A 23,308-nucleotide genomic window follows, 5' to 3' on the forward strand; every position below is an offset into this window, starting at 1 on the left:
CGCATGCTCAGCCGCAATGAACGATTAGACCGACTCCCGGTCACCAGCAAACACAAGCGCCTGCTCTTGGGTTCCGGCCTAGGGTGGGCGCTCGATGCTATGGATGTGGGGCTTATTTCCTTCATCATGGCCGCCTTGGCCGTGCATTGGGATTTAAGCAGCACCCAAACCTCCTGGCTCGCTTCCGCGGGCTTCCTCGGCATGGCTCTGGGCGCGACATTCGGCGGGCTCCTTGCGGATAAATACGGCCGCCGCCACGTCTTCTCACTCACCCTCCTGGTCTACGGTCTGGCCACCGGCGCCTCCGCCCTGGCCAGCGGGCTGACCATACTTATCGTCTTCCGCTTCATCGTCGGACTGGGCTTGGGTGCGGAGCTGCCGGTCGCCTCCACCCTCATCTCCGAATTCTCCCCGCGCCGCATCCGCGGGCGCATGGTGGTCCTCCTCGAGGCCTTTTGGGCGCTCGGCTGGATCCTCGCCGCGCTCATCGGCACCTTTGTCGTGGGCGCCGGTGAAAACGGCTGGCGCTGGGGTTTTGCCGTGGGGCTCATCCCCGCCGCTTATTCGGTTTACGTGCGCCTCGGCTTGCCGGAATCGGTGCGCTTCCTCGAATCCAAGGGGCGCCACGCAGAAGCCGAAAAGATTGTGGTGTCCTTCGAAAAAGCCGCCGCGGGGCAGCCGCTTGACGATGTCCACCCGGAACCCACCGCCTCCACCGAGACCTCCATTTGGGGGCCGGGCCTGCGCCGCCGCACGGCGGCGCTGTGGACCATTTGGTTTTGCGTTAATTTTTCCTATTACGGCGCCTTCATCTGGATTCCGTCCCTGCTGGTTGCCGATGGTTTCTCGCTCGTAAAATCCTTCAGCTTCACCCTCATCATTACCCTGGCGCAGCTGCCGGGCTACGCCACCGCCGCCTGGCTCATTGAGGTCTGGGGCCGGCGGATCACCCTCGCCGTATTCTTGGTCGGCTCTGCCGTCTCCGCCGGGCTCTATGGAACCGCAAGCTCCGAGGTATCCATCATCATCGCCGGGTGCCTATTGTCCTTCTTCAACCTCGGCGCTTGGGGCGCCCTGTATGCCATCGGCCCCGAGCTCTACCCCACCGCGCTGCGCGGGCGGGGTACGGGTGCCGCGGCGGGCTTCGGCCGCATCGCCTCCATCGTGGCACCGCTCATTGTGCCGCCGTTGATCGCGGCGACCGGGGCTGGATTCCTTTTCGTACTCTTTGCAGCGGCATTCGCCATCGCCGCCGTGGCGGCATTTACACTACCCGAGTTGAAAGGTAAGACGCTTGCTCAATAAATTAGCCCTTGGGGCGTGGATCGGCGTCATGGTGGCTCTGACCACGCTGAAAGCCTTCTTCCAGATTGGTTACTTGTGGAAGCCCGAAAATCAACGCGTCCGCGAGCTACATCTAGTTCCCTTCGATGAATTCTCCGGCACTAGTTGGTTTGCCCCGCTTTTTGAATACGCTGGTAATACCGCCTTCTTCATCCCCTTCGGGCTCTTGGTATTCACGCTATGCCGTTCCGTGAAGGTATCGACGGCCTGGGGATTCGCGCTGAGTTTAACCCTGGAGACGGCCCAATATGCCTTTGCGCTGGGCCGCACGGATATCGATGATCTGCTCTTTAATACCCTCGGCGCGCTCATCGGTGCAGCAATCGCCTACTGGTGCGGCCAACGCTTCTTCCCGGTTTGGCGGTGGCTTTCCTTGGCCGCGGCCGCGGTCTTTATCGTGTTGGTGATTCTGGGTCCCCGATTAGGAGACCCAGCCGCCGTCGTGGACCTATAAGCCTTTTATCCGTGCGCCATGTTGACGAACTTGGAGTAGTGCAGCTGGTGGGCCACCTGCACCGTATCAATGGGCCCGCCGCGGTGCTTAGCCAAGATAATATCCGCTTCACCGGCGCGCTCGTTATCGCGGTCCTGCGAGTCTGGGCGGTACAGCAGCATCACCATATCGGCATCCTGCTCCAAGGAACCGGACTCACGCAGGTCAGCCAATTGCGGCTTCTTGTCGTTTCGGGCTTCAGGCCCACGGTTGAGCTGCGAAATGGCAATCACCGGCACCTCAAGCTCCTTGGCCAATAGCTTGAGCTGGCGCGAGAACTCCGAGACCTCTTGCTGGCGCGACTCCACCTTTTTGCCCGAGGACATCAGCTGCAAATAGTCCAAAACAATGAGGTCGAGCCCATGCTGCTGCTTGAGCCTGCGGGCTTTAGAGCGAATCTCCATCATCGTCAGGTTCGGGGAATCATCAATGAATAGCGGCGCATCTTGAATGCGGTTAAGCGTGTCATCGATCTTCGCCCAATCTTCAGTGGAGACCCCACCACTGCGCATATCGGTGAGCTTGACCTCGGATTCCGCGGAGAGCAGGCGCATCACGATCTCTGAGGCGGACATTTCCAAGGAAAAGATGACGGAAGACTTGCCGTGCTGCAGCGAGCACGAGCGAATGAAGTCCATCGCTAGCGTGGACTTACCCACACCGGGTCGCGCCGCCACGATGATCATCTGGCCTGCGTGCAAACCATTGGTGAGCTTATCCAAATCAATAAACCCTGTGGGCACACCCAATTCAACGCCACCGGCCTGCTGCAGCGCCGCCAACTCATCAATGGTCGGATCAATCAGATCCCCCAGCACGCGGTAGTCTTCAGCGGTCTTGCGCTGGGCGATGGCAAATACTTCCTGCTGGGCCCGGTCGATCACCGATTCGATCTCAGCATCCTCCGTGCCCGAAAAGCCCAGTTGGACCACGCGCGTACCGGCATCCACGAGCCGGCGCAGGACGGCCTTTTCCGCCACGATTTCCGCGTAATAGCGGGCGTTGGCAGCGGTAGGAACCGTAGCCAAAAGCGTGTGCAAATAGGGTGCGCCGCCAACGCGCTCAAGGTTATTGAACCTATCCAACCGCGAGGAAAGGATAAGGGGGTCAATGTCTTGGCCCGCCGCGTAAAGGTCCAGCATCGCGCCATAAATTAGCGCGTGGGCCGGATAATAAAAGTCATCGGGCTCGAGCTCTTCAATAACTTCCATGACCGTATTGGGGCTAAGCAGCATTGCACCCAATACGCCTTGCTCGGCTTCCCGGTCCGACGGCGGCTGGCGATACTCCTCGTAGCGCTGCGGTTGGTCCTGTTGGTACCGCGGCCGGCGCGCTACGGCGTTATCCGGCGCAGGCGGTTCCGGTGGAAGCTGTTCATCATCAAAGCTCGCGTTGGTCATGTGTCCCCCTTGGTGTCCGTGAAGCGACCTTGTGTAACGCTGTCCAAGTGTAGACCAGCGCCCGGACACTACCCGCCTGGGTATAACTTCCACAGTTATCCACAGGGGCTTGTGGAATTACCAGGTAGTCCAATCATCGCTTTCCATTTACCGAGGTCACGGCTGTGGATAACTTGTCACCTTTCTGACCTGCGGTGATAATAATCGCTGGTCAGGGAGTTATTTGGAGGTGTGAAAATTGCCACACGATCGTGGAATAAGGCCTGTGACCAGCGGCTAAGGCAAGCAAAAATTTCGGTGGGAAAGAACGCCGAATTCCACATTCATCCACAGATTTTCACAGTTATCCACAGGCCAGTTGGGTAGGCAAAAGGCCCCAGGAATTCTCCACCTCACATAGAGAATTCGTGGGGCCTTAAGCCGTGCTGTTGTCTTTGGGTCTGTGGACCGTCGTGCGCTGCTTAGGCAGCGACGACCGAGAAGTTCACCTTGCCGAGCACGTCAGCGTGTAGCTTCAGCTCGACCTGGTAGTTGCCGGTCTTCTTGACCAGGCCCTTGGGCATATCAACGATACGCTTATCCAAGTTAGGGCCACCGGCCTTGGAGACGGCCTTGACAATGTCTTCTGCGTTAACGGAACCGAAGAGCTTGCCGGAAGTGGAGGTCTTAACCTTGACCTCAACGTTCGTCAGCTGCTCAAGCTGGTTGCGGACCTCGCGTGCGTGGTCCAAGTCGCGAATTTCGCGAGCTTCCTGGGCGCGCTTGATGCCCTCAATCTGCTTCTCAGCGCCGCGGGAAGCCACGATGGCCAAGCCGCGGGGAAGCAGGTAGTTACGTCCGTAGCCGTCCTTAACCTCAACAATTTCGCCAGCGGCGCCGAGGTTCTCAACGGCAGCGGTGAGGATCAGCTTCATGATCCCTGCCTTTCAATTGAGTTAGTTGAATAGTTGCGGGTGACAGACTTAGAACGGGGGTTCAGAATCAGCGCCTCCGAAACCACCAGCTGGCGGTGCGGAGTTCCACGGATCCTCTGCAGGAGCCTGGTTCTGCTGCTGCGACTGCTGCTGTTGCTGTCCTCCAAAGCCGCCCTGATTATTGTTATTCGAGCGCTGCTGCTGGCCGCCGCCATAGTTGCCGCCACCCTCACGGGGATTGCGGTTTACCTGTGCGGTGGCGTAGCGGAGCGACGGACCGACCTCATCGACGTCGATCTCAAACACGGTGCGGTTTTCACCCTCGCGGGTCTGGAAGGAACGCTGCTTCAAGCGGCCGGTAACGATGATGCGCATGCCCTTGCTCAGGGTCTCGGCGACGTTCTCCGCCGCCTGGCGCCATACGTTGCAGGTCAGGAACATAGCTTCGCCGTCTTCCCACTGGTTCGTCTGCGAATTATAGCGACGAGGCGTGGAGGCGACGCGGAAGTTAGCTACCGCCGCACCCGCCGGGGTGAAGCGAAGCTCGGGGTCAGCAACTATGTTGCCCACCACCGTAATATTGGTATCTCCCTGTGCCATGTCTTTACTCCTTATCGGTTACGTGGATTGTGCCTGATCCCAGTATCCGCTACTTGCTGTCGGTGCGCAGAACCTTGGTACGCAGGATGGTGTCGTTCAGGTTCAGGCGACGGTCGAGCTCGGAAACCGAAGGGTGCTCGCACTCCAGGTTAACGACGGCGTAAATGCCCTCTTCCTTCTTCTCGATGGGGTATGCAAGGCGACGCTTGCCCCATACATCGAGGTTCTCAACCTTGCCGCCGTCCTTGCGGACGATGTCGAGGTACTTATCTAGGGACGGGGTTACGGTGCGCTCATCCTGATTAGGATCCAGAATGATCATGACTTCGTAGTGACGCACGGACCTCATCACCTCCTATGGTCTAGTCGTTTTCGGCTGCATCACCTTTGCGGATGCAGCAGGAGGGTACGTTGCGTCAAGCAACCCCACCACAGTACCGCATATGACCGGCGAAAAGAAATCTATCCCGTCGTGGTGGCGGCGAAAAAGATAGCTCCCGTCGCGGGGATGATGGTGAGGAAAACGATGGCAAGGATGCCTAAGATGATGGGCCCGCGCTTATCTTCCCTGTTGTGAAACAGCCAAAAGGCCGCCATAACGCAGATAAAGCCCAACAAGATCGACACCATGCCGATTAAAGTCACAATCATTGAAATACTCCCGCCACTGGGTCGCGGCCCATATGCGCCGCACGCACTTTATCTTCCGTTTTATTCCACATTTGCCGCAGCACAATAACCGCCATCGCAATGATGAACCCATCGCGCACGAGGATCGCCATGTCCAAGAGCTCGTGTGGAATGCCCTTATTATCAATGCCCAGCATGTGCCACATGAGCAGGGGCCATACGAGGGCATCGGCAAGCGCCCAGCCCAGAACCAACCGCCAACGCGGCACGGCCAAGGCCGCCGGAACCACCAGCCAGAGCGAATACTGCGGGGACCATACCTTATTGACCAGCAGAAACGCCGCGACGATGAGGAAGACCAACTCCGCTACCCGCGGGGTAAGCGGGCTGCGCCAGCCGGCCAGGGCGATACCGGCGCATAAAAGGATGAACGCCACGAGGGAGAAGGTATTTAAAAAGTCCTGGCTGAAAGAAATACCCAGATTTCGGCTAATCAGGGCATAGAGGGTGGTCCATTCCGCACCGCGTTCTTGGTTCAAACGGAAAAATTCCGCCCAAGCGGCCGGGTATTTCAGGGCGATGGGAAGGTTGACCGCAAGCCACGCGGCGGCCGTAGCGACGGTGACCTTTGCAAAAGCGTCCCAACGGCGATTGCGCCAGGCAAGGACGAAAAACGCGCCCAGCAAAAATATCGGCCATAATTTGAAGGCGGTTCCAAGGCCAATGAGGATGCCGGCGAGCCAGGGGCGGTGGCGGCTAATGGCCAGCAGCGCGCCGACGGCGAAGGCGATGGCAGGTATATCCCAATTGCTAAAGGCATGGATGATAATCAACGGGCTGGCGGCCACCTGGATGGTGTCCCACGTGCGGTTTCCCACCAAGAGGTAGACCATGTAGATGACGCCGACCCAGATGCAAGCCATGACCAAGGCGGTGAGCCCAAAGTACCAGCCAGCGGCAGGCACACCGGCCCACTCCACGAGGCCATAGGTATGGCGCGAAATCCAGCCCATCAGGCCCTGGAACATGCCCGCCAATACCGGGTATTCCATATAGCGGGTCAGGCCATCTTCCTGCCAGGAAAAGGCGTAGGGAAAGCCCGGTCGATCGAGGCCGCGGCCTTCATACAGCGGGACGATGTCGTTATAGCAAAAGGAGGTGTACTGGCGGTTTGCGGACCAATCCAGGTTGATGGTGCCGTCTTCGCCGCGGGTGCCACCAGCGCAATTCGCCTTGGATAAGAACCCGCCGGCCAAGAAAACCCAGGCTACTGCGATCAGCGCGCGCAGAGGGGTCCACCACTGTGTGTGGCCATCCCGGGCAAAGCGCCCCCTTGGCCCGCCCAGGAACTCGATGACGCCGCGCGCCATCGGTTCGTCTGCGGCGGACATGCGCTGATCGTGGCTCACGCGTACCGCTCCTTGCTTAGCCTAAGAGGTCAGCCAGGCCGCCTTCGCGGCCGAAGAAGTCATCTAAAGACGGGGCCTCAGGCCGGGCCGGCTCATTATTACCGCCGCCATTGCCGCGGTTGCCGCCGTTTCCATTATTGCCACCCTGGTTCTCGGGCGGCTGCGGCGGGGCATCGTGGCCCGCATCCGGGGTCTCGGCAGGTGCTGGGCTGGCCTCTTCTTCTGGGGCGCCGTCCTGGGCTGGGCCAGTGTAGTTCTGTGCACCCTGCCCACCGGAACCGCCGCCTGGGTTATAGGCCGGGGCACCACCGCCGGCAGATACCGTGCCGAAGCGAACGGGGTAAGCCGAGGGGAATTGCTGGAATTCCTGATCCGCCAAGGAGTTATCCAATACGGACTTCCAGATCTTGGTCGGCGCGCCGGCGCCGTACATGATTCCGCCGTACTGGTCGAAGATGGCCGAGGTGTTGTCCGCGGTACCGACCCACACGGAGGTAGCAAGCTGCGGGGTGGCACCAACCATCCAGGTGTCCTTGTTGGTTCCGGAATCGCCCAGCTGGGTCGTACCGGTCTTGGAAGCCGAAGTGCGGCCGCCAGCCAGCGAGCCATTGGACCATGCCGCTACCGGCGCCATGGCCTCAAGGACGTTATTGGCCACATTCGCGGAAACGCGGCGCTCGCCCTCATCGGTTGGGTGTTCATACAGAACTTCCCCGGCGGCATTTTCTACGCGTTGCACAAAGTGCGGATTGTGCCAAACACCCTGGTTCGCGAGGGTAGACATTGCGGTTGCCATGTCTAGCGGACGGGACTGGTACTGACCCAAGACCACGCCTTCAAAAGGCTGCTTGCCGTTTTCAGTCAGCGTCTCTTCGATTCCCGGCAGCGAGCGGGCTACGCCCAAAGCGTGGGCCATATCCGCGGTATCCTGGGTGCCATTTTTCAGGTCGTGTTGCAAGCGCAGGTAGGAGGTATTCAGGGACTGCTTGGTGGCTTCACGCAGGTCGCATACGCCGCAGCCGCCGCCCACGTTGGTGACCAGATCGGAGCCCGGCAGCTGGTACGGAGCCGAGGAGTAGTTGGTGTCCAAGCTAATGCCCTGCTGCAGCGCAGCGGCGAGCGCCATGATCTTGAAGGTCGAACCGGTCTGCAGCGGGGAGTTGGCGTAGTCCCAACCGTTGGAATCATGCCCGCCAAAGTAACCGCGCACCGCACCCGTCTTCGGGTCGATGGTCACAGAGGCCGCGCGTGCATCCTCCTGGAGCGGTGCCAGCTGGTCATCGACTGCCTGAATCGTGTTGTTTTGCACGTTCATATCGATGGTGGTGGTAATGCGCAGTCCGCCGGTAGAGACCTGGTTTTCTGTAATTCCCACCTCCTCTAGCTCACGGATGACCTGGTCCTTAATGTGGCCATTAGCGCCTGGAGCTTCCGTGTATGCCGAGTACTCAGCCGGGTCACGTGTCTCTGGGAAGACCATTCCATCGCGCTCTTCCTTGCTGAGATCGCCCATGTCCACGAGGCCGTCAAGCACGTAGTTCCACCGGTTTTCGGAGCCTTCTTGGTTCACGCGTGGGTCCAAGCCAGACGGCGACTGAATGAGGCCGGCAAGCATGGCGCCTTCTTCTGGGGTGAGGTCCTTGGCGTCCTTATCAAAGTAGGCGTTGGATGCGGCCTGGATGCCGTAGGCATTACGGCCGAAGTAGACCGTATTCAGGTAGGCGTTGAGGATGTCCTCTTTTTCCCACTCGTTGGTCATCTTGATGGAGTAGATGAGCTCGCGCGCCTTGCGCACGTAAGAGTATTCGTTGCCCACCAGGGTGTTTTTCACGTACTGCTGGGTAATCGTGGAACCACCACCGGCGGTGTCATTGCCGGTGACCTTACCCAGTACCGCGCGGCCCAAACCGGTGAAGGAAAAGCCGGAGTTATCCCAGAAGTCGCGGTCCTCTGCGGCGAGCACGGAGTCCTGCACAAAGACGGGGACCTCATCCAAGGTCACGTGCGTACGGTTGCCTTCCGGCGGAACCAAACGCGCCAACTGGGTGTCGTTATCGGAGGCATAGATGGTAGAGACCTGGTTATTGGCCAGCTCTTTGGGCTCCGGAACGGTGTACTGCGAATAGGCATACGCAAAAAGGCCTGCAGGCAGTGCCACAAAAACCAATAGGAGGGCCACAACGATCCACGGCCAGATGCGGCGCTTTTGGGGTTCTTCGCCTTCTTTGCGGCGGTCCACCTTAGTGGACTCGCCAGTAGATTCCTTCTCGGTCACTGATTCGTGTCCTCATTCATCCCTGGTAACAAACTAAATAATTGCAGCTTACTGCCTAAGGCGGTGCGCCGAAAACTAACACGCGTTAAAAGCCGTTGCAGAACGCAACAAATGATTCCAGCGGCAGTGCCGGCAGACCTCCACCTCATGCACGGTAAATTCCAGGCCTTCGCCGACAAATTCCGCTATTTCTTTCTCGCTGCGGGCGCTCCCGGCGCGCCGGCCCAGGCTCTCGCCGTACACCCACCGGGTCAGGCGCAGGTTCTCACCACAGACCGGGCACGGCTTATCCATGGTGCGTCCGTGGTACTCGGCGGCGGCCCGGAGGAGGAAGTTCGCATCGCAGACCTCGTCGCGCCTCAGGTGCCCGGCGCGGTATTCGCGGACGTGTTGGGTGCGTTCCCACTCGTGGGAAAGTTCGTGCTTGAAGGCAACGGAATTCACCCGCATTATCTTAATTTCCTCTTCTTGATCGATCCATATGCCGTCGTGCTACCACCAGGCATAATTTCTGGCCTAACGTTGCGCAGGCACCACACAGCAACGAATTAATAAAGGAGCATAGTGTGTCTGACAAAGTAAAGGTCGCCATCGTCGGCGTCGGCAATTGCGCCACGTCCCTTATTCAAGGCGTGGAGTTTTATCGCAACGCCGCAGCGGAGGAAAATATTCCTGGCCTGATGCACACCCAGTTCGGGCCTTACCACGTCGGCGATATTGAATTCGTCGCGGCCTTCGATGTCGATGGGGACAAGGTGGGCAAGGATCTTGCGGAGGCTACCCGCAGCTCCCGCAACTGCACCATCACCATCGCAGACGTCCCAGACCTAGGCGTCACCGTTCAGCGCGGCCCCACCATGGATGGCCTGGGCCGCTACTACCAGGAGTCCATCACGGAATCGGACGAAGCTCCTGCCGATGTCGCAGCTGCCCTCCGCGAGGCCGGTGCCGAGGTCGTTGTTTCCTACCTGCCGGTTGGTTCCGAAGAAGCAGATAAGTTCTACGCCCAGGCCGCCATCGACGCTGGTTGCGCGTTCGTGAATGCCCTGCCGGTCTTCATTGCTTCTGACCCAGAGTGGGCCAAGAAATTTGAGGACGCAGGCCTGCCCATCGTGGGCGATGACATCAAGTCCCAGGTTGGTGCCACCATTACCCACCGCGTTATGGCAAAGCTTTTTGAAGACCGCGGCGTGCGCTTGGACCGCACGATGCAGCTCAACGTGGGCGGCAACATGGACTTTAAGAACATGCTGGAGCGCGAGCGCCTGGAGTCTAAGAAGATTTCTAAGACCCAGTCCGTGACCTCCAACGTGCACAATTCCCCTATCGCTGGCAAGCGCGCAGACCGCAACGTCCACATCGGTCCCTCGGACTACGTGGAGTGGCTGGATGACCGCAAGTGGGCCTATGTCCGCTTGGAGGGTTCCGCATTCGGCGAGGTCCCACTGAACCTGGAGTACAAGCTCGAGGTCTGGGACTCCCCTAACTCCGCCGGCATTATTATCGATGCCGTCCGCGCCGCCAAGATCGCCTTGGACCGCAAGGTCGCCGGACCGGTACTTTCCGCTTCTTCCTACCTAATGAAGTCCCCGCCAGTACAGAAGGCCGACGATGTCGCACGCAACGAGCTGGAAGATTTTATTAAGGGAAGCTAATTTTTTCGTCGCGATACTACCGCCAGGCGGTAGTGCACGATAGAATTTAGTTTTATGACGCAACACCATGATGAGACGGACCCAACGAAGTCCCCGTCCGACTACGAGGACGCGGTAGAGGTAGCCCGGGATATCCAACCGGCGCTCAATAAGTTAATTCTTATTTTCCAGCGCACCGCAGAGGGTTCATCGCTGACTACCTCGCAGGTCTCCATCATGAATCAGTTGCGCTTGCGCGGGCCTTCCCGCGTATCCACCATTGCCCAGGCGGAGCTTATCCGCATGCCCACCGCATCCAACGCGCTCTACCAACTAGAGCGCCGCGGGTTCGTGGAACGCCACCGCGATGAGGAAGATCGCCGCGGCGTGCTGGTCGCGCTCACCCAACTGGGCGAGTCCGAATTGGCCATAGTTTCCGGGCAACGTGCCGCGGCCCTTGCAGAGATTATGCGGTGGCTCGAGCCCGGGGACTTGGCTACCGCGCGCGAGATGGGCGCGGTCATTTCCAAGCTTGCGGATGTCTACCGCCCCACCATGGATAGCGAGTAGCGAGCTTACGGCGGCATGTAATTTTAGTTTTGCGGCCACAACAGACGATAATGAGCTTTAGTACTCACTAAGCTTTCGCATACATATTCTTTCTATGGGCAAAAAATCTAAACAACCGCTGCTGCCGACCCTGCATAAGGGCTCGGTCAAAGAGCCGCTGCGCATCCTCATTTCCTGGAGTCCTTCCTCTTCCGGTACCGAACCCCTCGAATTCGCCGCCTGGCTATCGCGCACCGCGGTGATTGAGGTACGCGTTATTTCCACGGTTTTCCAGCCTTGGACCACGACGTCTTTGTCCAAGCTGGGCGGGAAATACAAAAAATGGTTTAAAGAGCAGAAGCAAGCATGCGCGACAGCCACCGCTGCGGCCCTGACGGAGGCAGGTATCCCGGAAAAGTACTGGAACGATACGCCCTCCGTGCTTGTCGATGGCCCCTCCCGCCCCCAGCTCCTTACTGAGATGGCCCAGGATTTTCAGGCCGATATCATCCTTCTAGGCCCCAACCAGGCCGCACCCAAGGGCCGCTTTTTCCCCGGTTCCACCGCGGATACCCTCCTGCACTACTCGCCACTATCCTTAGGGCTTATCCCGCGCAAGGCCAAATTATCGAAGCACGGCGTGACCCGCTTTAATTTTGTCATTACAGAGCGCGGTGAGCGCGCGGATAGGGAATTATTAGGCGCAGCCGCGCTGGCGGATCGCTGGGATCTACCACTGCGCATCTTGGCCTTCTCAGCGGATGACCTGCTTCATTCCCCGTCGAAGGATAAAAGCGATATTGCGCTTAAGCTCACCGCGGAGTGGCACGAGGATTCGTTGGCCATGCTCGACCGGGCCCGCGACCACATCCAAGATGCCTACCCGGAGGTCGAGGTCACCTCCGAGATCGGCTCTGGCGCCGGGTGGTCCGGTGCCGTTGATTCGCTCAAGTGGAAAAAGGGCGATCTGATGTTGATGGCCTCTGCCCCACAAGGCCCCATCGCGCGGGTCTTTTTGGGTTCTACCGCAACCGAGTTGCTCCCTCATATTCGCGTACCGGTACTCATTCACCCCGCGACCGACTAGGCTTAATGTATGAGCTCGCGCCCAGAGCACCCCGAAAACGACCTGACGACCGACGCCGATTATGCCAACCTGCGTCGGCCTGAGCCGCAAAGCTTCGATGATTTGGCAGATGAGCCCGATCCCGTCGAGGTAGCCGCCGCCAACCGGCGCTCTACCCGCCAAGCCATCTGGTACATGGTTTCCGTGCTGGTCATCTCCGCGCTGTATGGCTTCGGCGTCGCGCTCTTTTCGCGCCTTACCGGCGGCCCCCTGTGCGAGGACGGCACCGCAAGCTGGCTGTGTACTGAGGGCCAAAGAAACTTCTTTGCCATTTCCACCATGATCATCCCCCTGCTAGGCATGATTGGCTGCGCGATCATTATGGTGCGCAAACTGCGCCGCTACCTGCGCTGGCGCAGCTGGATGGCGATCTTCTGGGTGATGGCCTTCAATTTCATGATCTGGGCCATTAGCGATATCCAGCTAATTCTGGTGGACTCGGCTGCCGTATAGAGAATCGCACGGGCCTGACCCCCAGAAATTAGATACGTCGAAGGATCAGGTCCGCAATTAGAATCTACGGTTTCGGATACGTCCCGTTGCGGTAATTATCTTCTTCCAGCACTAGCGTTAGCTGCTCTATCACCAAAGTAATAGACCAGGTGGCCATCTATTTTTGCATTTAGCTTGCGGGTAACTTCCTTTCGAGGATAGGTAAAAGTTGATTCGAAAGGTAGCCACGATAATCGCCTTATTGTGCACCGGCACGAGGCTTACCGCGGGCTACAGATACACCACAATAAAGGACACAACCGGTCAGGCCCATGTTCGGGCAGTCAAAAGTGTCATGAAAGTTTACCACGGTGTTACCTGGGCCGTTAGTCGTCTCAGCCCAGATTGAACTAATTGACACCCAATTCCCGCAGATGTCGGTGAGGGAGTCTGAAACGCTACCTTGTAGGGGGCGCATTGATGGAACCAAACGGTTTCACGAAGTTTCGGACTTTGACGTCCACGGAAAACAGTAGTGAGCACTTTTCGCCCAGACCATCCACGTAGGTCGTAACGGTGCTCCAGACACAAGACGCTTCAGTATTCTGAAATTGGCACTATGCCGATTCTAGGTGGATTGAAGGTATTGGTCTAGGCCGGCCATTTCAAGCTCTTCGCGGAACGTATTCTCGTGGTAGTTTTGAGAATCGATTTTGAACGCGATGTTAACTTGATGGATTGCCCTGGTGATTCCGACGTAGGCGACGTTGAGGGTTTCATCGGATCCCGGTGTATCTCGATGCTTCAGTACTTTCGTAAGAAGAGAATCTTCCCCGGGCGGACGCCAAGAATCGATAACGACCGACACTTTTGGAAATTCGAGCCCCTTTACACTGTGAATTGTGCCTCTATACTTGACATCAAGCGTCCCAAGCTTTTTCTCTGGTGGCTGGCTCCATAGCCTCTTCGTCAAGGACGGGAACTCCTGACCGTATCTGTTGACAAAGACGTCAGGCATGCCCATTAGAACGCCATTAAGATGAAGCTTAGCGAGCACACTTTCCTGCAGCCATGCTTCGAAATCTATGCGAGACAATTCTCGTATAAGCCCGTCCGTATTGCAGATGGCCTGGGTTGCAAGAACACGGGACAGCTCACCCTCGCCTTTCGCCAATAGATACTCGCCTTCATTACTTTTAGGATTAGGTCTAATGCACATCAATGGAAGGAGGCGCTGGAACGAATCTATAAGTACAGTGATTTGAGAAGCATTGACGTTGTCAGAAGCGTGTTGCAAAGAGAGCAATTGCGTATAAACTTCATGGGCAGGATCTCTTTCTTGCCCGAAAGCTGGAATATCACCAAATATGTCATCAAGGGTCTGTGCTCTGTGACTCAGAACGGTCCAGCCATCTCGGATTATATTTCTGCTGCCGTCTAATGAGTTTAGCTTTTGGATGTATTCTGCAGGATTCGAGTAGGTGAATATTGAGACTGCCGACGATGAGGATGGGAATTCTAAAGGGGAAATTTTTGAATGCAGCCCCATTTTTTGAAATTTGTTAGCGAAATCACATATTGCATTGTTGGAACGGAATGAGCGACGTAAGACGAAGCTTTTTTGAGAAGCTAGCGGTGCAAAAACTGGTGCGGGCGCTGATATATCTCTGAAACCGTAAATAGCCTGCTTTTTATCGCCAATAATGAAGACATCGGCATTGTTTCTCCGGAGTTCGTCCACCAAGCACCATTCGAAGCGGTTACAGTCCTGTGCTTCGTCAATATAGATGCTCGGAAAGCGCAGCGCAATCAATTTTAAAAGCTGTTTCGTTAATTCTTCGGCTTTAGCAGCGTCAGAGGATTCGATATTGCCAGTTAAGATTTCCTTTAGTTTAAAGCGGATGAGTTTGCTCGACCAGGCCCCTTCGCAAAACTTTTGATGATAGGCGTTGGCAAGAGCGTTGGAGAAGCCCGGATCTTCAGCCCACCGTTTGAACGATTTTTTATTGCCTTTGTATGTTCCGTCGGGTTCGAAATGCTGAATATTGACGGTAGATTTGCCATTTGACGGGGTTGGGATTCTCGAATTTGGAATCCGTTCGAAAGATGGAACAAATCTATACTTAATGTCAGGCCAAAGATACGACGCAAGAGGACGTGCTAGATAAGCATTAATGAAGGAATCAAAAGTTAAGACGCGTGACTGTGTCAGCCGTCGGTTAGCTTCAATATCAAAAGTTTCGTAGCTAGTGAGCTTGGCTTGAAAAGAATTGACAGCGGTGTTGGTGAAAGTCAATAGAAGAAATGGCTTCCCGCCGGCTGAGCTCAACATTCTTTTTATGTGCTCGGAAATGATGAATGTTTTTCCAGAACCTGGGTCTGCATCGATGAAAAAAGGCTGGTCTGTGTCAATGATGGCCTGCTGTTCGGGGGTCAGTTCGATTTTGCTCATGATCAATCGTTTTCAGTTACGAGGGCGTTTACAAACTTCTCGAGTTCTGACGGGAGTATTTCAAAGGCTAACTCACGGTTAGAAATTTCGAAGGCGAGTTCTTGTGCGAAATTTGCTTTCTTGAGGGACGATTTCCTTATGCGGTTCCAAATGGCATCGCCTTTGTCGACAATGTCTGGCTCTGCCCACTTCTTAGGTGTTTCACCCTCTCGAAAGGCGGACAGTGCGGTTTTGTAAAGAAGGCAGTGATTGTTCTGGAAAATATTTTTCATCGCATCTAGAAGGCGAGAGTCGTTCGCGAGAAATCGAAGTCTTAGAGCAAGAATGATTAGTTCATGTTCGAAGGTGCTGTGGGAAAGAAACCCTCCGAATTGGGGATACTGATGGTCCCACCCTGTTCTGGAAAGGCTTAGTTTGTCCAAGCGGGCTCCTCCCGCCGTGGCCTTGATTGGCTCGTTACGGATCCGGCTCGTTTGTCCCCATTGGTCCTCAGACCAGTCGGCATCAGTAAGTACGGCAAGTCTTCTTTGCGTCATGCCACTTCTCGACAGCTTTAGAAGGTTCCAGTGCGGACTGAAAGACGCGGATTGCACGCTACAAATACACAGCGACTCCCGTAGACGTTGGATTCTTCTTTTGCTGCTTGATTTGTCAGGTGAAGTCCCGCGTATATATGCCTCGAAAAGTGCAGGAAGGAGAAGCTCCTCGGCCGTACCTTCCACTAGTAAGACATGCTTACTGAAAATAGCTTCAGGGCGGTGGGATAAGAAAAACCTGTTCAACTTGGCTTTTTCTTCCTGACTGTTTTGGAGGCTATTTGCATGCCAGAAGATGGTTTCTTGGCCTTCCTTGTTTAGCCCACAAAGTGACTGGCAACCTGCCTTGGCTGCGATAACAGGAGAATGTGTGGTGAGTAGAATTTGCAGGTTATCCTTCTCAGCTGCGTGCACTTTAAGAAAATCCACAAGTGTCTCTTGCAATTTTGGATGCAAATGAGCTTCGGGTTCTTCAATAAGGAGAATGCTAAAAACATCTTTTGGTTGGTTGCTTAGCTCAAGGAGGAGCGTAGCTAGGTAAAGCAGGTTTGCGTATCCAAGGCCAACGTCATCAATTTCCCATGACTCACCGTTTTCAAGGAATGAGAGCCGAAACCTTCTCATGAGTCGCGAGAGATCTTGGTCATTGACTAGCATCGTGATGGAGGAGTTTTCGGATTGTGTGAGCTTGGACAACTCCTCATTGATTTTGATTGGAAGGCTTGCGAGCGAAGAATTGCCCTCTTCGTCGTCATCGCTCAATAATAGTCTTTCTAGCTTTTGGACTTGGGATTTTAGTTCTTGCTCGGCCTCAGGGTGACCCGAGACTAAGCGGAAGATTCTAGCCAATCGGGTTCCCGTATGGTGTTTGAACTCTCTTTTGGCGTCCCTCAGTGGTTCGATGTAGACGTAGTGGACAAGGCTCCTATTGGGCAATGAGTCCCATCCGACGAGTTGGTCTTGGATTGTGGGTATTGTACGGATACGCCCTGAATTGGTCTCCAATTCAAATCTCTTACCGAACGTTACGGTATCAAGCTCATTACCAAGAGCCTCAACATATCGAGCTTTTTCTTCTATTGAGAGTCCTTCGAAAACCAGAGAGGCTGAGGCGCGATGGATGCTGCTTCTAGTGCTAGTCCTAGTGAAGTCGTCCTCACTTATCCATCGGGGGTGGACTGAATCTCTTGGTGACAGAGCAAGACGAATTGCGTCAATCAGAGAGGATTTACCGCAATTATTCGGCCCGACAATAACATTTAGATTTGGGGTAAAGCTAGCGACTAAATTTTCAAGCCCGCGAATTCCCTCGATCTTGAGTTGAGACAGGAACATTTTCCCATTATACCACTCTCGCCAGTGAACTATAGCTACTGAATTTTCTATGGGGATGTCGGTGTGGTGGAGTCAGTCCTGCGCGTCGAGTTGGTGGGAGGCGGTGCCGAAGCTGAGGAGGGCGATGGTAGGCGGCAGGCGGCGGAAAGCGAGAGCAGCGTTAGAAAGGTTTGTTTGTTTTCTACGATGAGGACGTGGGGAGGAGCGCCTGGAAAGAGACGGACTGGGGCGAGAGGAACTTCGATATCCGGAAGCGCTGGCGCGTGGTTGAAGTAGCACAGGCGCAGGCGGGTATCGCTGCGCCGAAATCCTAAGCCCATGATGCCAAACGGTGCGATGAATGTGATGAGTAAGCGGCGGTGGGGACCGATCCACTTGCCGTCTACACCTTCTACTGGGGCGCCCCGTTCCCATTTGCTGGAGTCAGGGTTGGCATGCAACCAAGTTAAACACGGCGCGAGGCGGCGCAGGTCATAGGTACTTAAGTCCCTCCACTGGAAGTAGGTCCGGTGGATGATGTGGGCGAAAGCCGGGAGAGTCAGGGAAGATAGCAGCGATGCCCTGCGCACGCTCAAGGACGCGGGTGTTTGCGGTAGCGAGTCCTACAGCAGCTGTGATGCGTTCTGGCACCGTTGATCGTTACATGGGTGGAAACATTGTTCTTGCCGGTCAAGTCCCGTGTAGTGGTGTAGCCGTTTGTGCTTTCGGCTCGGTATTCAGTTCTGTGTTTGAGGTCAGGCGGTTAGCTGGTTGTGGTCACCATTGGCGTCTCCTGTGCGGTGCATGAGGTGTCTGGTGTGTTCGAGTGCGGTCAGTGACATGTAGCGTTTTTGTTGGATCCAATCGTCGTGTTGCTCGGCTAGGACCGCACCGACAAGCCGGATGATGGATTCGCGGTTCCAGAAGATGCCCACAACATCGGTGCGCCGGCGGATCTCCCGGTTTAACCGTTCTGTGGGGTTATTCGACCAGACCTTCGACCACACCGACTTCGGGGCTGCGGTAAACGCTAATACTTCATCGAGTGATTCCTCCAGATAGGTCGCAACTTGCGGGAACTTCGGCTCTAGTAGATCGACTACCTCACGGGCTTGGGACCAGGTGGATGTGGCGTCAGGTTGTTGGAAGATCGTCTGGAACATTGCAGAGACCATAGGCCACTGTGTCTTCGGGACCTTCTCGTAAAGGTTCTTCGCAAAATGGGTGCGGCAGCGCTGCCACGACGCATCAGGTAGCACTTCGGAAATGGCGTGCTGGATGCCTTCGTGGGCATCACTGGTGATAAGGAATACGCCGGTAAGTCCGCGGGCTTTTAAGTCCTGGAAGAAGCCTTTCCACGACGCGTTGGATTCCGTGGTGGCGACATGCATGCCAAGCATCTCGCGATACCCGTCAGCGTTGACCCCAGTGGCAAGCAGCACTGAGCATTTGACCACACGGCCGCCTTCGCGCACTTTGATTGTCAGCGCGTCGCAGGACAGGTAGGCGTAGCCGCCGGGATCGAGCGGACGGTTTTTGAAATCGGCGACCATCTCGTCGAGTTCTTCTGCCATGCGTGAAACTTGGGATTTCGACATGTTGGCAATACCCAACGTGGCTACCAGGTCGTTCATTCTGCGGGTGGAAACCCCTTTGAGGTAGCAGGTTGCAATCACAGTCGATAAGGCCCGTTCTGCCCGCGTACGGCGTTCTAACAGCCAGTCCGGGAAGAATGCGCCGTGACGCAACTTCGGTACTGCGACATCGATCGTGCCGACACGGGTGTCAAGGTCGCGGTGGCGGTACCCATTGCGGTGGTTGACGCGTTCGGTGGAGGCAACGCCGTATTCGGCGCCGCAGACGGTGTCGGCCTGGGCGGAGAGGATTTGGTTGATAAACCCTTGCAGCATCTGGCGCATCAAGTCAGGGGAGGCTTGAGCGAGCAGATCATCCAAGTAGGTTGCCGGGTCGATAGAATGTGGTGCAGCGGTCATCGTCATATGCCTTTCGGTGAGATGTGGTAGTTGAGTCGAAAGGTTAACTGACGGTGACCGCCCCACTATTTCCGGGGCCCACCATCAGCAAGCGTTACACCACACTAAAGGACGCAACCCTCCATTACCCAATATTGCGAGGTTATCCTCGTTTAGTAAACGCCCGATTAGTGCGGATCTTGTGTCCGTAGGAGAGGATGTTCATTGTGAGTCAACAACGCCAAAATGCATCGGAGTATCGAGTGAGGCTGCAAATCTTGTGATTGAGTCGCAGCGCCCGATTGCGCATGTGGCTCAAGGAGATTGGGGTCGCACCAGGCCTTTTAGGCCGGTAGGTCAAAAAATGAGCAACAAGGCGAGGATCCTCCAATGGGCTATAAGGACCTGATCCCTGCTTGGTGGACACCTGATATCCAGCCCAGTCGGTGGACACCTGATATCCAGCCCAGTCGAGCCGACAAAGAAGGTAATCTACCACCATGTCCGGGTACTAAGAACAGTTTACACGCGATGGTGTAGCCCCCTATGAAAACAACGAGGAACTCTCACTGAACTCAGCATCGGCCGAGCTTGGAATCAACCGCGCCTCGCTACATGTCGGATGCAGTTGGTTTGTACCGGTGTTTCAGTACCGCGGTACTGGTGTGTTCCGGGTAGTAGTTACTGGCCCGGGCCAAGCGATACCTAGCCCGGACCGAGTGTTGTGTGCTTAGGCCTCAGGTTTACCGGGCAGTAGCTTTGCGTATATCAAAGTCCTCGATTCGGATTCGATAGCCATTGTTTAGTCGGCTGACCAACGAATGGGGGTCAGGTCCAGTAGCTCCAAAGCTAGGGGTTTCATGGCACACTGCCCGTCAACGGACTCAGCACGCTCGTCGTGCGAGAAAAATCCCAAAACCTGTGCCTGAGAATGTGGCGGCCGAAAACGCGAAGCTCCGTCGTGAAAATCACCAGCTACGCGACACTAATGAACTTCTGAAGGCTGCCTCAGCTTTTTTCACCTCACGTCCAAACCCGAAACGTCAAGAAATGATCCGGTTCATCGATGAATACCGGAATCGTTTCACTGCCCGAGTTCATGTGTAAGACGCTTCAAAATAGCCGGGCTGGTGAGTTTATTACCTCGCGTGACTGCTGTCAATCTACATCTCGTGGCATGAGTGCCCGCAGACTTCCTGACGCAGCTGTGCTCGAGCACCTTCGCCATGTTCATGCTGCTAACTATGGTCTTTATGGTGCGCGGAAGATGCGGCACGCGCTATGCCGTGAAGGAATCGCTATCGGCTGTGAGCAGAATGCCAGATTGATGCGTATGGCCGGCCTGTCAGATAAAGGCGGTCACCTGTCACTACCGGCAGACCCAAGGGGGCGGTTCTGTGCCCAGATCTAGTTGGTCGACGGTTCACAGCCACTGGGCCCAACCGGGGGGTGGGTCGCAGACATTACCTATGTACGGACACGAAAAGGATTCGTCTACACCGCTTTTGTCGCCGACTTATAGAGGGCCACACCGTCGCGTGTGAACTGTTCGGAGTACCTGGACATGATGGCAAGATTACCAATCTTGCCAGCCCGACCGGGCTGGATATCAAGTGTCCACCGAACAGGGGCCAGGTCCTAGCAACTTCTCACAATCCATAATCAAAACTTCGAATTTTGATCGACGAGATTTGCAGCCACCTCGGCGCAATCCGGCCTCCCGCAATGCTGGGTTTCCACATTCTGGATGCAGTCATCACAGATGAGCACCTGCTGGCGGCACGTGTCCTCGTTAATGCAGTTGTGGAAGGTATTAGTACCCTTGCCGCAGTGCACGCAGTGACCCAATTGGATAAAGCCCGGGTCTTCTAGTCCTTGGCCGAACTCCTGGTGCATGCGCTTGTCAAAGACGTACATGGAGCCTTCCCACAGCCCATCATTGCCGTACTTTTCGCCGTAGCGCACGATGCCACCATCAATCTGGTAGATCTCGTTGAAGCCGCGATTCTTCATCAGGGAGGAAAGGACCTCGCACCGGATGCCGCCGGTACAATAAGAGACGACCGGTTTGTCCTTCATCCAGTCATATTTGCCGGATTCCAGCTCTTCAATGAAGTCATGGGTGGTGCGCACATCCGGCACGACGGCATTTTTGAATTTGCCAATCTCTGCTTCCATCGCATTGCGCCCATCAAAGAAGACGACCTCATCGCCGCGCTCTTCTACCAGCTTGTTGACCTCTTCCGGCTTGAGGTGTGTACCGCCGCCAACGACGCCGTTCTCATCCACCTTCAGCTCGCCCGGGGCACCAAAGGCCACGATTTCATCGCGCACCTTAACCGATAGGCGCGGGAAATCATCGGCTCCGCCATCGGACCACTTAAACTGCATGCGCTTAAAGCCCGGGTACTCACGGGTTTGGCGCACGTAGCGCTTGCAGGCATCCATGTCGCCGCCGACGGTGCCATTGATGCCGTGTTCCGAAATGAGGATGCGCCCCTTCAAGCCCAAGGACTCGCACAGGGTGCGCTGCCACAGCATGACGGCGGTCGGATCCTCGATGGGGGTAAAGCAGTAATACAGGAGAACTTTGCCGATAGTCACGCCCATAATCTTAGGCGCGCTACCGGCAAGATCCCCAATTCCTTAGCGCTTCTGGTACAGCGCCTTCTTGCGGGCGAAAACCGGATCAGAGGTCACGAGCACACCAAGGTTGCGGAAGATTCCCTCATCCACCGAGCCCAGGATGGTGGTGGTGTGGACGTCGCAGCCGGCGAGTTCCTTGATCTGTTCCAGCGCCTTGCGGGCATCCTCGTCCTTCGCGGCGGATACGGATAGCGCGATGAGCACCTCATCGGTGTGCAGGCGGGGGTTGGAAGAGCCCAGGTGCTTCGTCTTCAGCGTTTGGATTGGCTCTATCGATTCCGGCGAGAGCAGGTGGGTATCGTCATCGATGCCGGCCAGGTACTTGAGGGCATTGAGCAGCATCGCCGCGGAGCAGCCCAGCAGCGGGGAGGTGCGGCCGGTGATGATAGTGCCATCGTGAAGCTGCATCGCGGAGGCGGGTCCATCGGTTTCCTCCGCGCGCTTGCGGGCCGGGCCCACTACTGGGCGGTCATCGACCTTGATGCCGGCCTTCGCCATGACGACGGCAGCGCGCTCAGACTGCTCATCGCCCAGCCCGGCGCGGGCTTCTTCTACCTTGGCCTTGAAGTAGCGGCGGATGATTTCCTGTTGGGCGGCGGCGCGGCAGACCGCATCATCGGTAATGCAGTAGCCGGCCATATTCACGCCCATGTCCGTGGGCGATTCGTACGGCGTGGTGCCGGTGAGCTTTTCCAGCAGGGTCCGCAGCAGCGGGAAGGCCTCAACGTCGCGGTTGTAGTTCACCGTGGATTCGCCGTGGGCGCTCAAGTGGAAGTGGTCAATAATATTGGAATCGTTGAGATCCACCGTGGCTGCCTCATAGGCCAGGTTAACCGGGTGCTCGAGGGGCAGGTTCCAGATGGGGAAGGTCTCAAACTTGGCGTAACCAGCGTTATTGCCGCGCTGGTGCTCGTGGTAGACCTGCGATAGTGCGGTGGCGAGCTTGCCGGAACCAGGGCCTGGGGCGGTGACGACGACCAAGTCCCGGGAGGTTTCCGCGAACTCGTTCTTGCCAAGGCCATCCTCGGAGACAATGAGGTCCGTATTCGTGGGATAGCCAGGGATAACGCGGTGGCGGGCAACCTTGAGGCCGAGGCGCTCGAGCTTTTCGATGAACGCTTCTGCCTGTGCATTTCCGTCTTCCACCTGGGTCATGACGATGTTTTCAACCAAGAAGCCGCGGCTGCGGAATACGTCCACCAAGCGCAGGAGATCATCTTCATACAGGATGTCTAAATCAGCGCGTACCTTGTGGCGAGCAATGTCTTTGGCGTTGATGCACGGGAGGATTTCGATTTCCTCTTTGATGCGCTCCAGCATGGCGATCTTGTTATCCGGGGTAAAGCCCGGCAGCACGCGGGAGGCGTGCATATCATCGAAAAGCTTGCCGCCCATTTCCAGATAGAGCTTTCCGCCGATTTCTTCGCGGCGGGCCTGGATGTGCTTTGACTGCAGCTCAATGTATTTTTCTCGGTCAAAACCGATTTTATGCGTCATGATTTATCGACCCTTCAATAGAAATAAAATCAATCCGCGCTTCGAGTTTACTCTTTTTCATCCCCCGGCGCCACGCGCCCTAGT

The 23,308-nt window shown here is 56.3% G+C and carries 21 protein-coding genes and 1 pseudogene; 8 read left to right on the plus strand and 14 right to left on the minus strand.

Going from position 1 to position 23,308, the window contains the following annotated elements:
- Positions 1-3 precede the first annotated feature (3 nt).
- Entirely contained in the window at positions 4-1,305 is a 1,302-nt protein-coding gene (locus HMPREF1267_RS00055) for an MFS transporter (RefSeq protein WP_023027977.1), read from the plus strand.
- Between the two features lie 28 nt (positions 1,306-1,333).
- Entirely contained in the window at positions 1,334-1,798 is a 465-nt protein-coding gene (locus HMPREF1267_RS00060) for a VanZ family protein (RefSeq protein WP_023027978.1), read from the plus strand.
- A gap of 5 nt (positions 1,799-1,803) precedes the next feature.
- On the opposite strand, the gene dnaB is transcribed toward HMPREF1267_RS00060, so the two are convergent.
- The 8 genes from dnaB to HMPREF1267_RS00100 form a co-directional block, all read right to left on the minus strand.
- Positions 1,804-3,237 (minus strand): replicative DNA helicase, encoded by a 1,434-nt coding sequence (gene dnaB, locus HMPREF1267_RS00065; protein ID WP_005275794.1) that lies wholly within the window; start codon positions 3,235-3,237, stop codon positions 1,804-1,806.
- Between the two features lie 461 nt (positions 3,238-3,698).
- A complete protein-coding gene (rplI, locus tag HMPREF1267_RS00070; RefSeq protein ID WP_005275797.1) occupies positions 3,699-4,151 on the minus strand; it encodes a 50S ribosomal protein L9 in 453 nt (150 codons plus the stop codon).
- 48 nt (positions 4,152-4,199) lie between these two features.
- The gene (locus HMPREF1267_RS00075) at positions 4,200-4,751 is read right to left on the minus strand and encodes a single-stranded DNA-binding protein (RefSeq protein ID WP_005275799.1); all 552 of its coding nucleotides are present in this window, start codon (positions 4,749-4,751) and stop codon (positions 4,200-4,202) included.
- Positions 4,752-4,800: 49 nt separating this feature from the next.
- The gene (gene rpsF, locus HMPREF1267_RS00080; RefSeq protein ID WP_023016353.1) at positions 4,801-5,091 is read right to left on the minus strand and encodes a 30S ribosomal protein S6; all 291 of its coding nucleotides are present in this window, start codon (positions 5,089-5,091) and stop codon (positions 4,801-4,803) included.
- A 122-nt stretch (positions 5,092-5,213) separates the two neighbouring features.
- Positions 5,214-5,402 (minus strand): hypothetical protein, encoded by a 189-nt coding sequence (locus HMPREF1267_RS00085; protein ID WP_005275803.1) that lies wholly within the window; start codon positions 5,400-5,402, stop codon positions 5,214-5,216.
- Positions 5,399-6,790, minus strand: coding sequence for a glycosyltransferase family 87 protein (locus tag HMPREF1267_RS00090; protein ID WP_023027979.1), 1,392 nt, complete (start codon positions 6,788-6,790; stop codon positions 5,399-5,401). The genes HMPREF1267_RS00085 and HMPREF1267_RS00090 overlap by 4 nt, the downstream gene beginning before the upstream one ends.
- 16 nt (positions 6,791-6,806) lie before the next feature.
- Complete coding sequence (locus HMPREF1267_RS00095) at positions 6,807-9,065, minus strand: transglycosylase domain-containing protein (RefSeq protein WP_023027980.1); 2,259 nt, start codon at positions 9,063-9,065, stop codon at positions 6,807-6,809.
- Positions 9,066-9,140: 75 nt separating this feature from the next.
- Positions 9,141-9,515, minus strand: a complete 375-nt coding sequence (locus HMPREF1267_RS00100) for a DUF5318 family protein (RefSeq protein ID WP_023027981.1) — start codon at positions 9,513-9,515, stop codon at positions 9,141-9,143.
- Between the two features lie 116 nt (positions 9,516-9,631).
- On the opposite strand from HMPREF1267_RS00100, the gene HMPREF1267_RS00105 reads away from it, so the two are divergent.
- From HMPREF1267_RS00105 to HMPREF1267_RS00120, 4 genes are all read left to right on the plus strand, one after another.
- Positions 9,632-10,720 carry an inositol-3-phosphate synthase gene (locus HMPREF1267_RS00105; protein WP_023016356.1) on the plus strand — a complete coding sequence of 363 codons (1,089 nt, stop codon included), beginning with the start codon at positions 9,632-9,634 and terminating at the stop codon, positions 10,718-10,720.
- 54 nt (positions 10,721-10,774) lie between these two features.
- Positions 10,775-11,269, plus strand: a complete 495-nt coding sequence (locus tag HMPREF1267_RS00110) for a MarR family winged helix-turn-helix transcriptional regulator (protein WP_005280408.1) — start codon at positions 10,775-10,777, stop codon at positions 11,267-11,269.
- 94 nt (positions 11,270-11,363) lie between these two features.
- Positions 11,364-12,335 (plus strand): universal stress protein, encoded by a 972-nt coding sequence (locus HMPREF1267_RS00115; RefSeq protein ID WP_023027982.1) that lies wholly within the window; start codon positions 11,364-11,366, stop codon positions 12,333-12,335.
- Positions 12,336-12,344: 9 nt separating this feature from the next.
- Positions 12,345-12,827: a hypothetical protein gene (locus tag HMPREF1267_RS00120; RefSeq protein WP_023027983.1), complete on the plus strand. Its 483-nt coding sequence runs from the start codon at positions 12,345-12,347 to the stop codon at positions 12,825-12,827.
- A 607-nt stretch (positions 12,828-13,434) separates the two neighbouring features.
- On the opposite strand, the gene HMPREF1267_RS00125 is transcribed toward HMPREF1267_RS00120, so the two are convergent.
- Positions 13,435-15,258, minus strand: a complete 1,824-nt coding sequence (locus tag HMPREF1267_RS00125) for a UvrD-helicase domain-containing protein (RefSeq protein WP_023027984.1) — start codon at positions 15,256-15,258, stop codon at positions 13,435-13,437.
- 2 nt (positions 15,259-15,260) lie between these two features.
- Positions 15,261-17,129, minus strand: coding sequence for an ATP-dependent endonuclease (locus HMPREF1267_RS00130; protein WP_023027985.1), 1,869 nt, complete (start codon positions 17,127-17,129; stop codon positions 15,261-15,263).
- A gap of 170 nt (positions 17,130-17,299) precedes the next feature.
- Between HMPREF1267_RS00130 and HMPREF1267_RS13245 the strand changes: the two genes are divergently transcribed.
- Entirely contained in the window at positions 17,300-17,443 is a 144-nt protein-coding gene (locus HMPREF1267_RS13245; protein ID WP_232215119.1) for a hypothetical protein, read from the plus strand.
- Between the two features lie 84 nt (positions 17,444-17,527).
- On the opposite strand, the pseudogene HMPREF1267_RS13250 reads toward HMPREF1267_RS13245, so the two are convergent.
- Positions 17,528-17,698: pseudogene (locus tag HMPREF1267_RS13250) on the minus strand (DUF3322 domain-containing protein); the annotation flags it as partial.
- 165 nt (positions 17,699-17,863) lie between these two features.
- Entirely contained in the window at positions 17,864-19,102 is a 1,239-nt protein-coding gene (locus HMPREF1267_RS00135; protein WP_023027987.1) for an IS256 family transposase, read from the minus strand.
- Positions 19,103-20,258: 1,156 nt separating this feature from the next.
- On the opposite strand from HMPREF1267_RS00135, the gene HMPREF1267_RS13510 reads away from it, so the two are divergent.
- On the plus strand, positions 20,259-20,492 hold the full coding sequence (locus HMPREF1267_RS13510; protein WP_367317541.1) for an IS3 family transposase: 234 nt from the start codon (positions 20,259-20,261) through the stop codon (positions 20,490-20,492).
- A gap of 251 nt (positions 20,493-20,743) precedes the next feature.
- On the opposite strand, the gene HMPREF1267_RS00140 is transcribed toward HMPREF1267_RS13510, so the two are convergent.
- Both HMPREF1267_RS00140 and HMPREF1267_RS00145 read right to left on the minus strand, forming a co-directional pair.
- A complete protein-coding gene (locus HMPREF1267_RS00140; protein WP_034657981.1) occupies positions 20,744-21,685 on the minus strand; it encodes a rhodanese-related sulfurtransferase in 942 nt (313 codons plus the stop codon).
- Positions 21,686-21,727: 42 nt separating this feature from the next.
- On the minus strand, positions 21,728-23,224 hold the full coding sequence (locus HMPREF1267_RS00145) for a DUF1846 domain-containing protein (protein ID WP_023027989.1): 1,497 nt from the start codon (positions 23,222-23,224) through the stop codon (positions 21,728-21,730).
- Positions 23,225-23,308: the final 84 nt, after the last annotated feature.

Origin of the sequence: Corynebacterium sp. KPL1824 (assembly GCF_000478095.1) — a bacterium.
Lineage (GTDB): Bacteria > Actinomycetota > Actinomycetes > Mycobacteriales > Mycobacteriaceae > Corynebacterium > Corynebacterium accolens.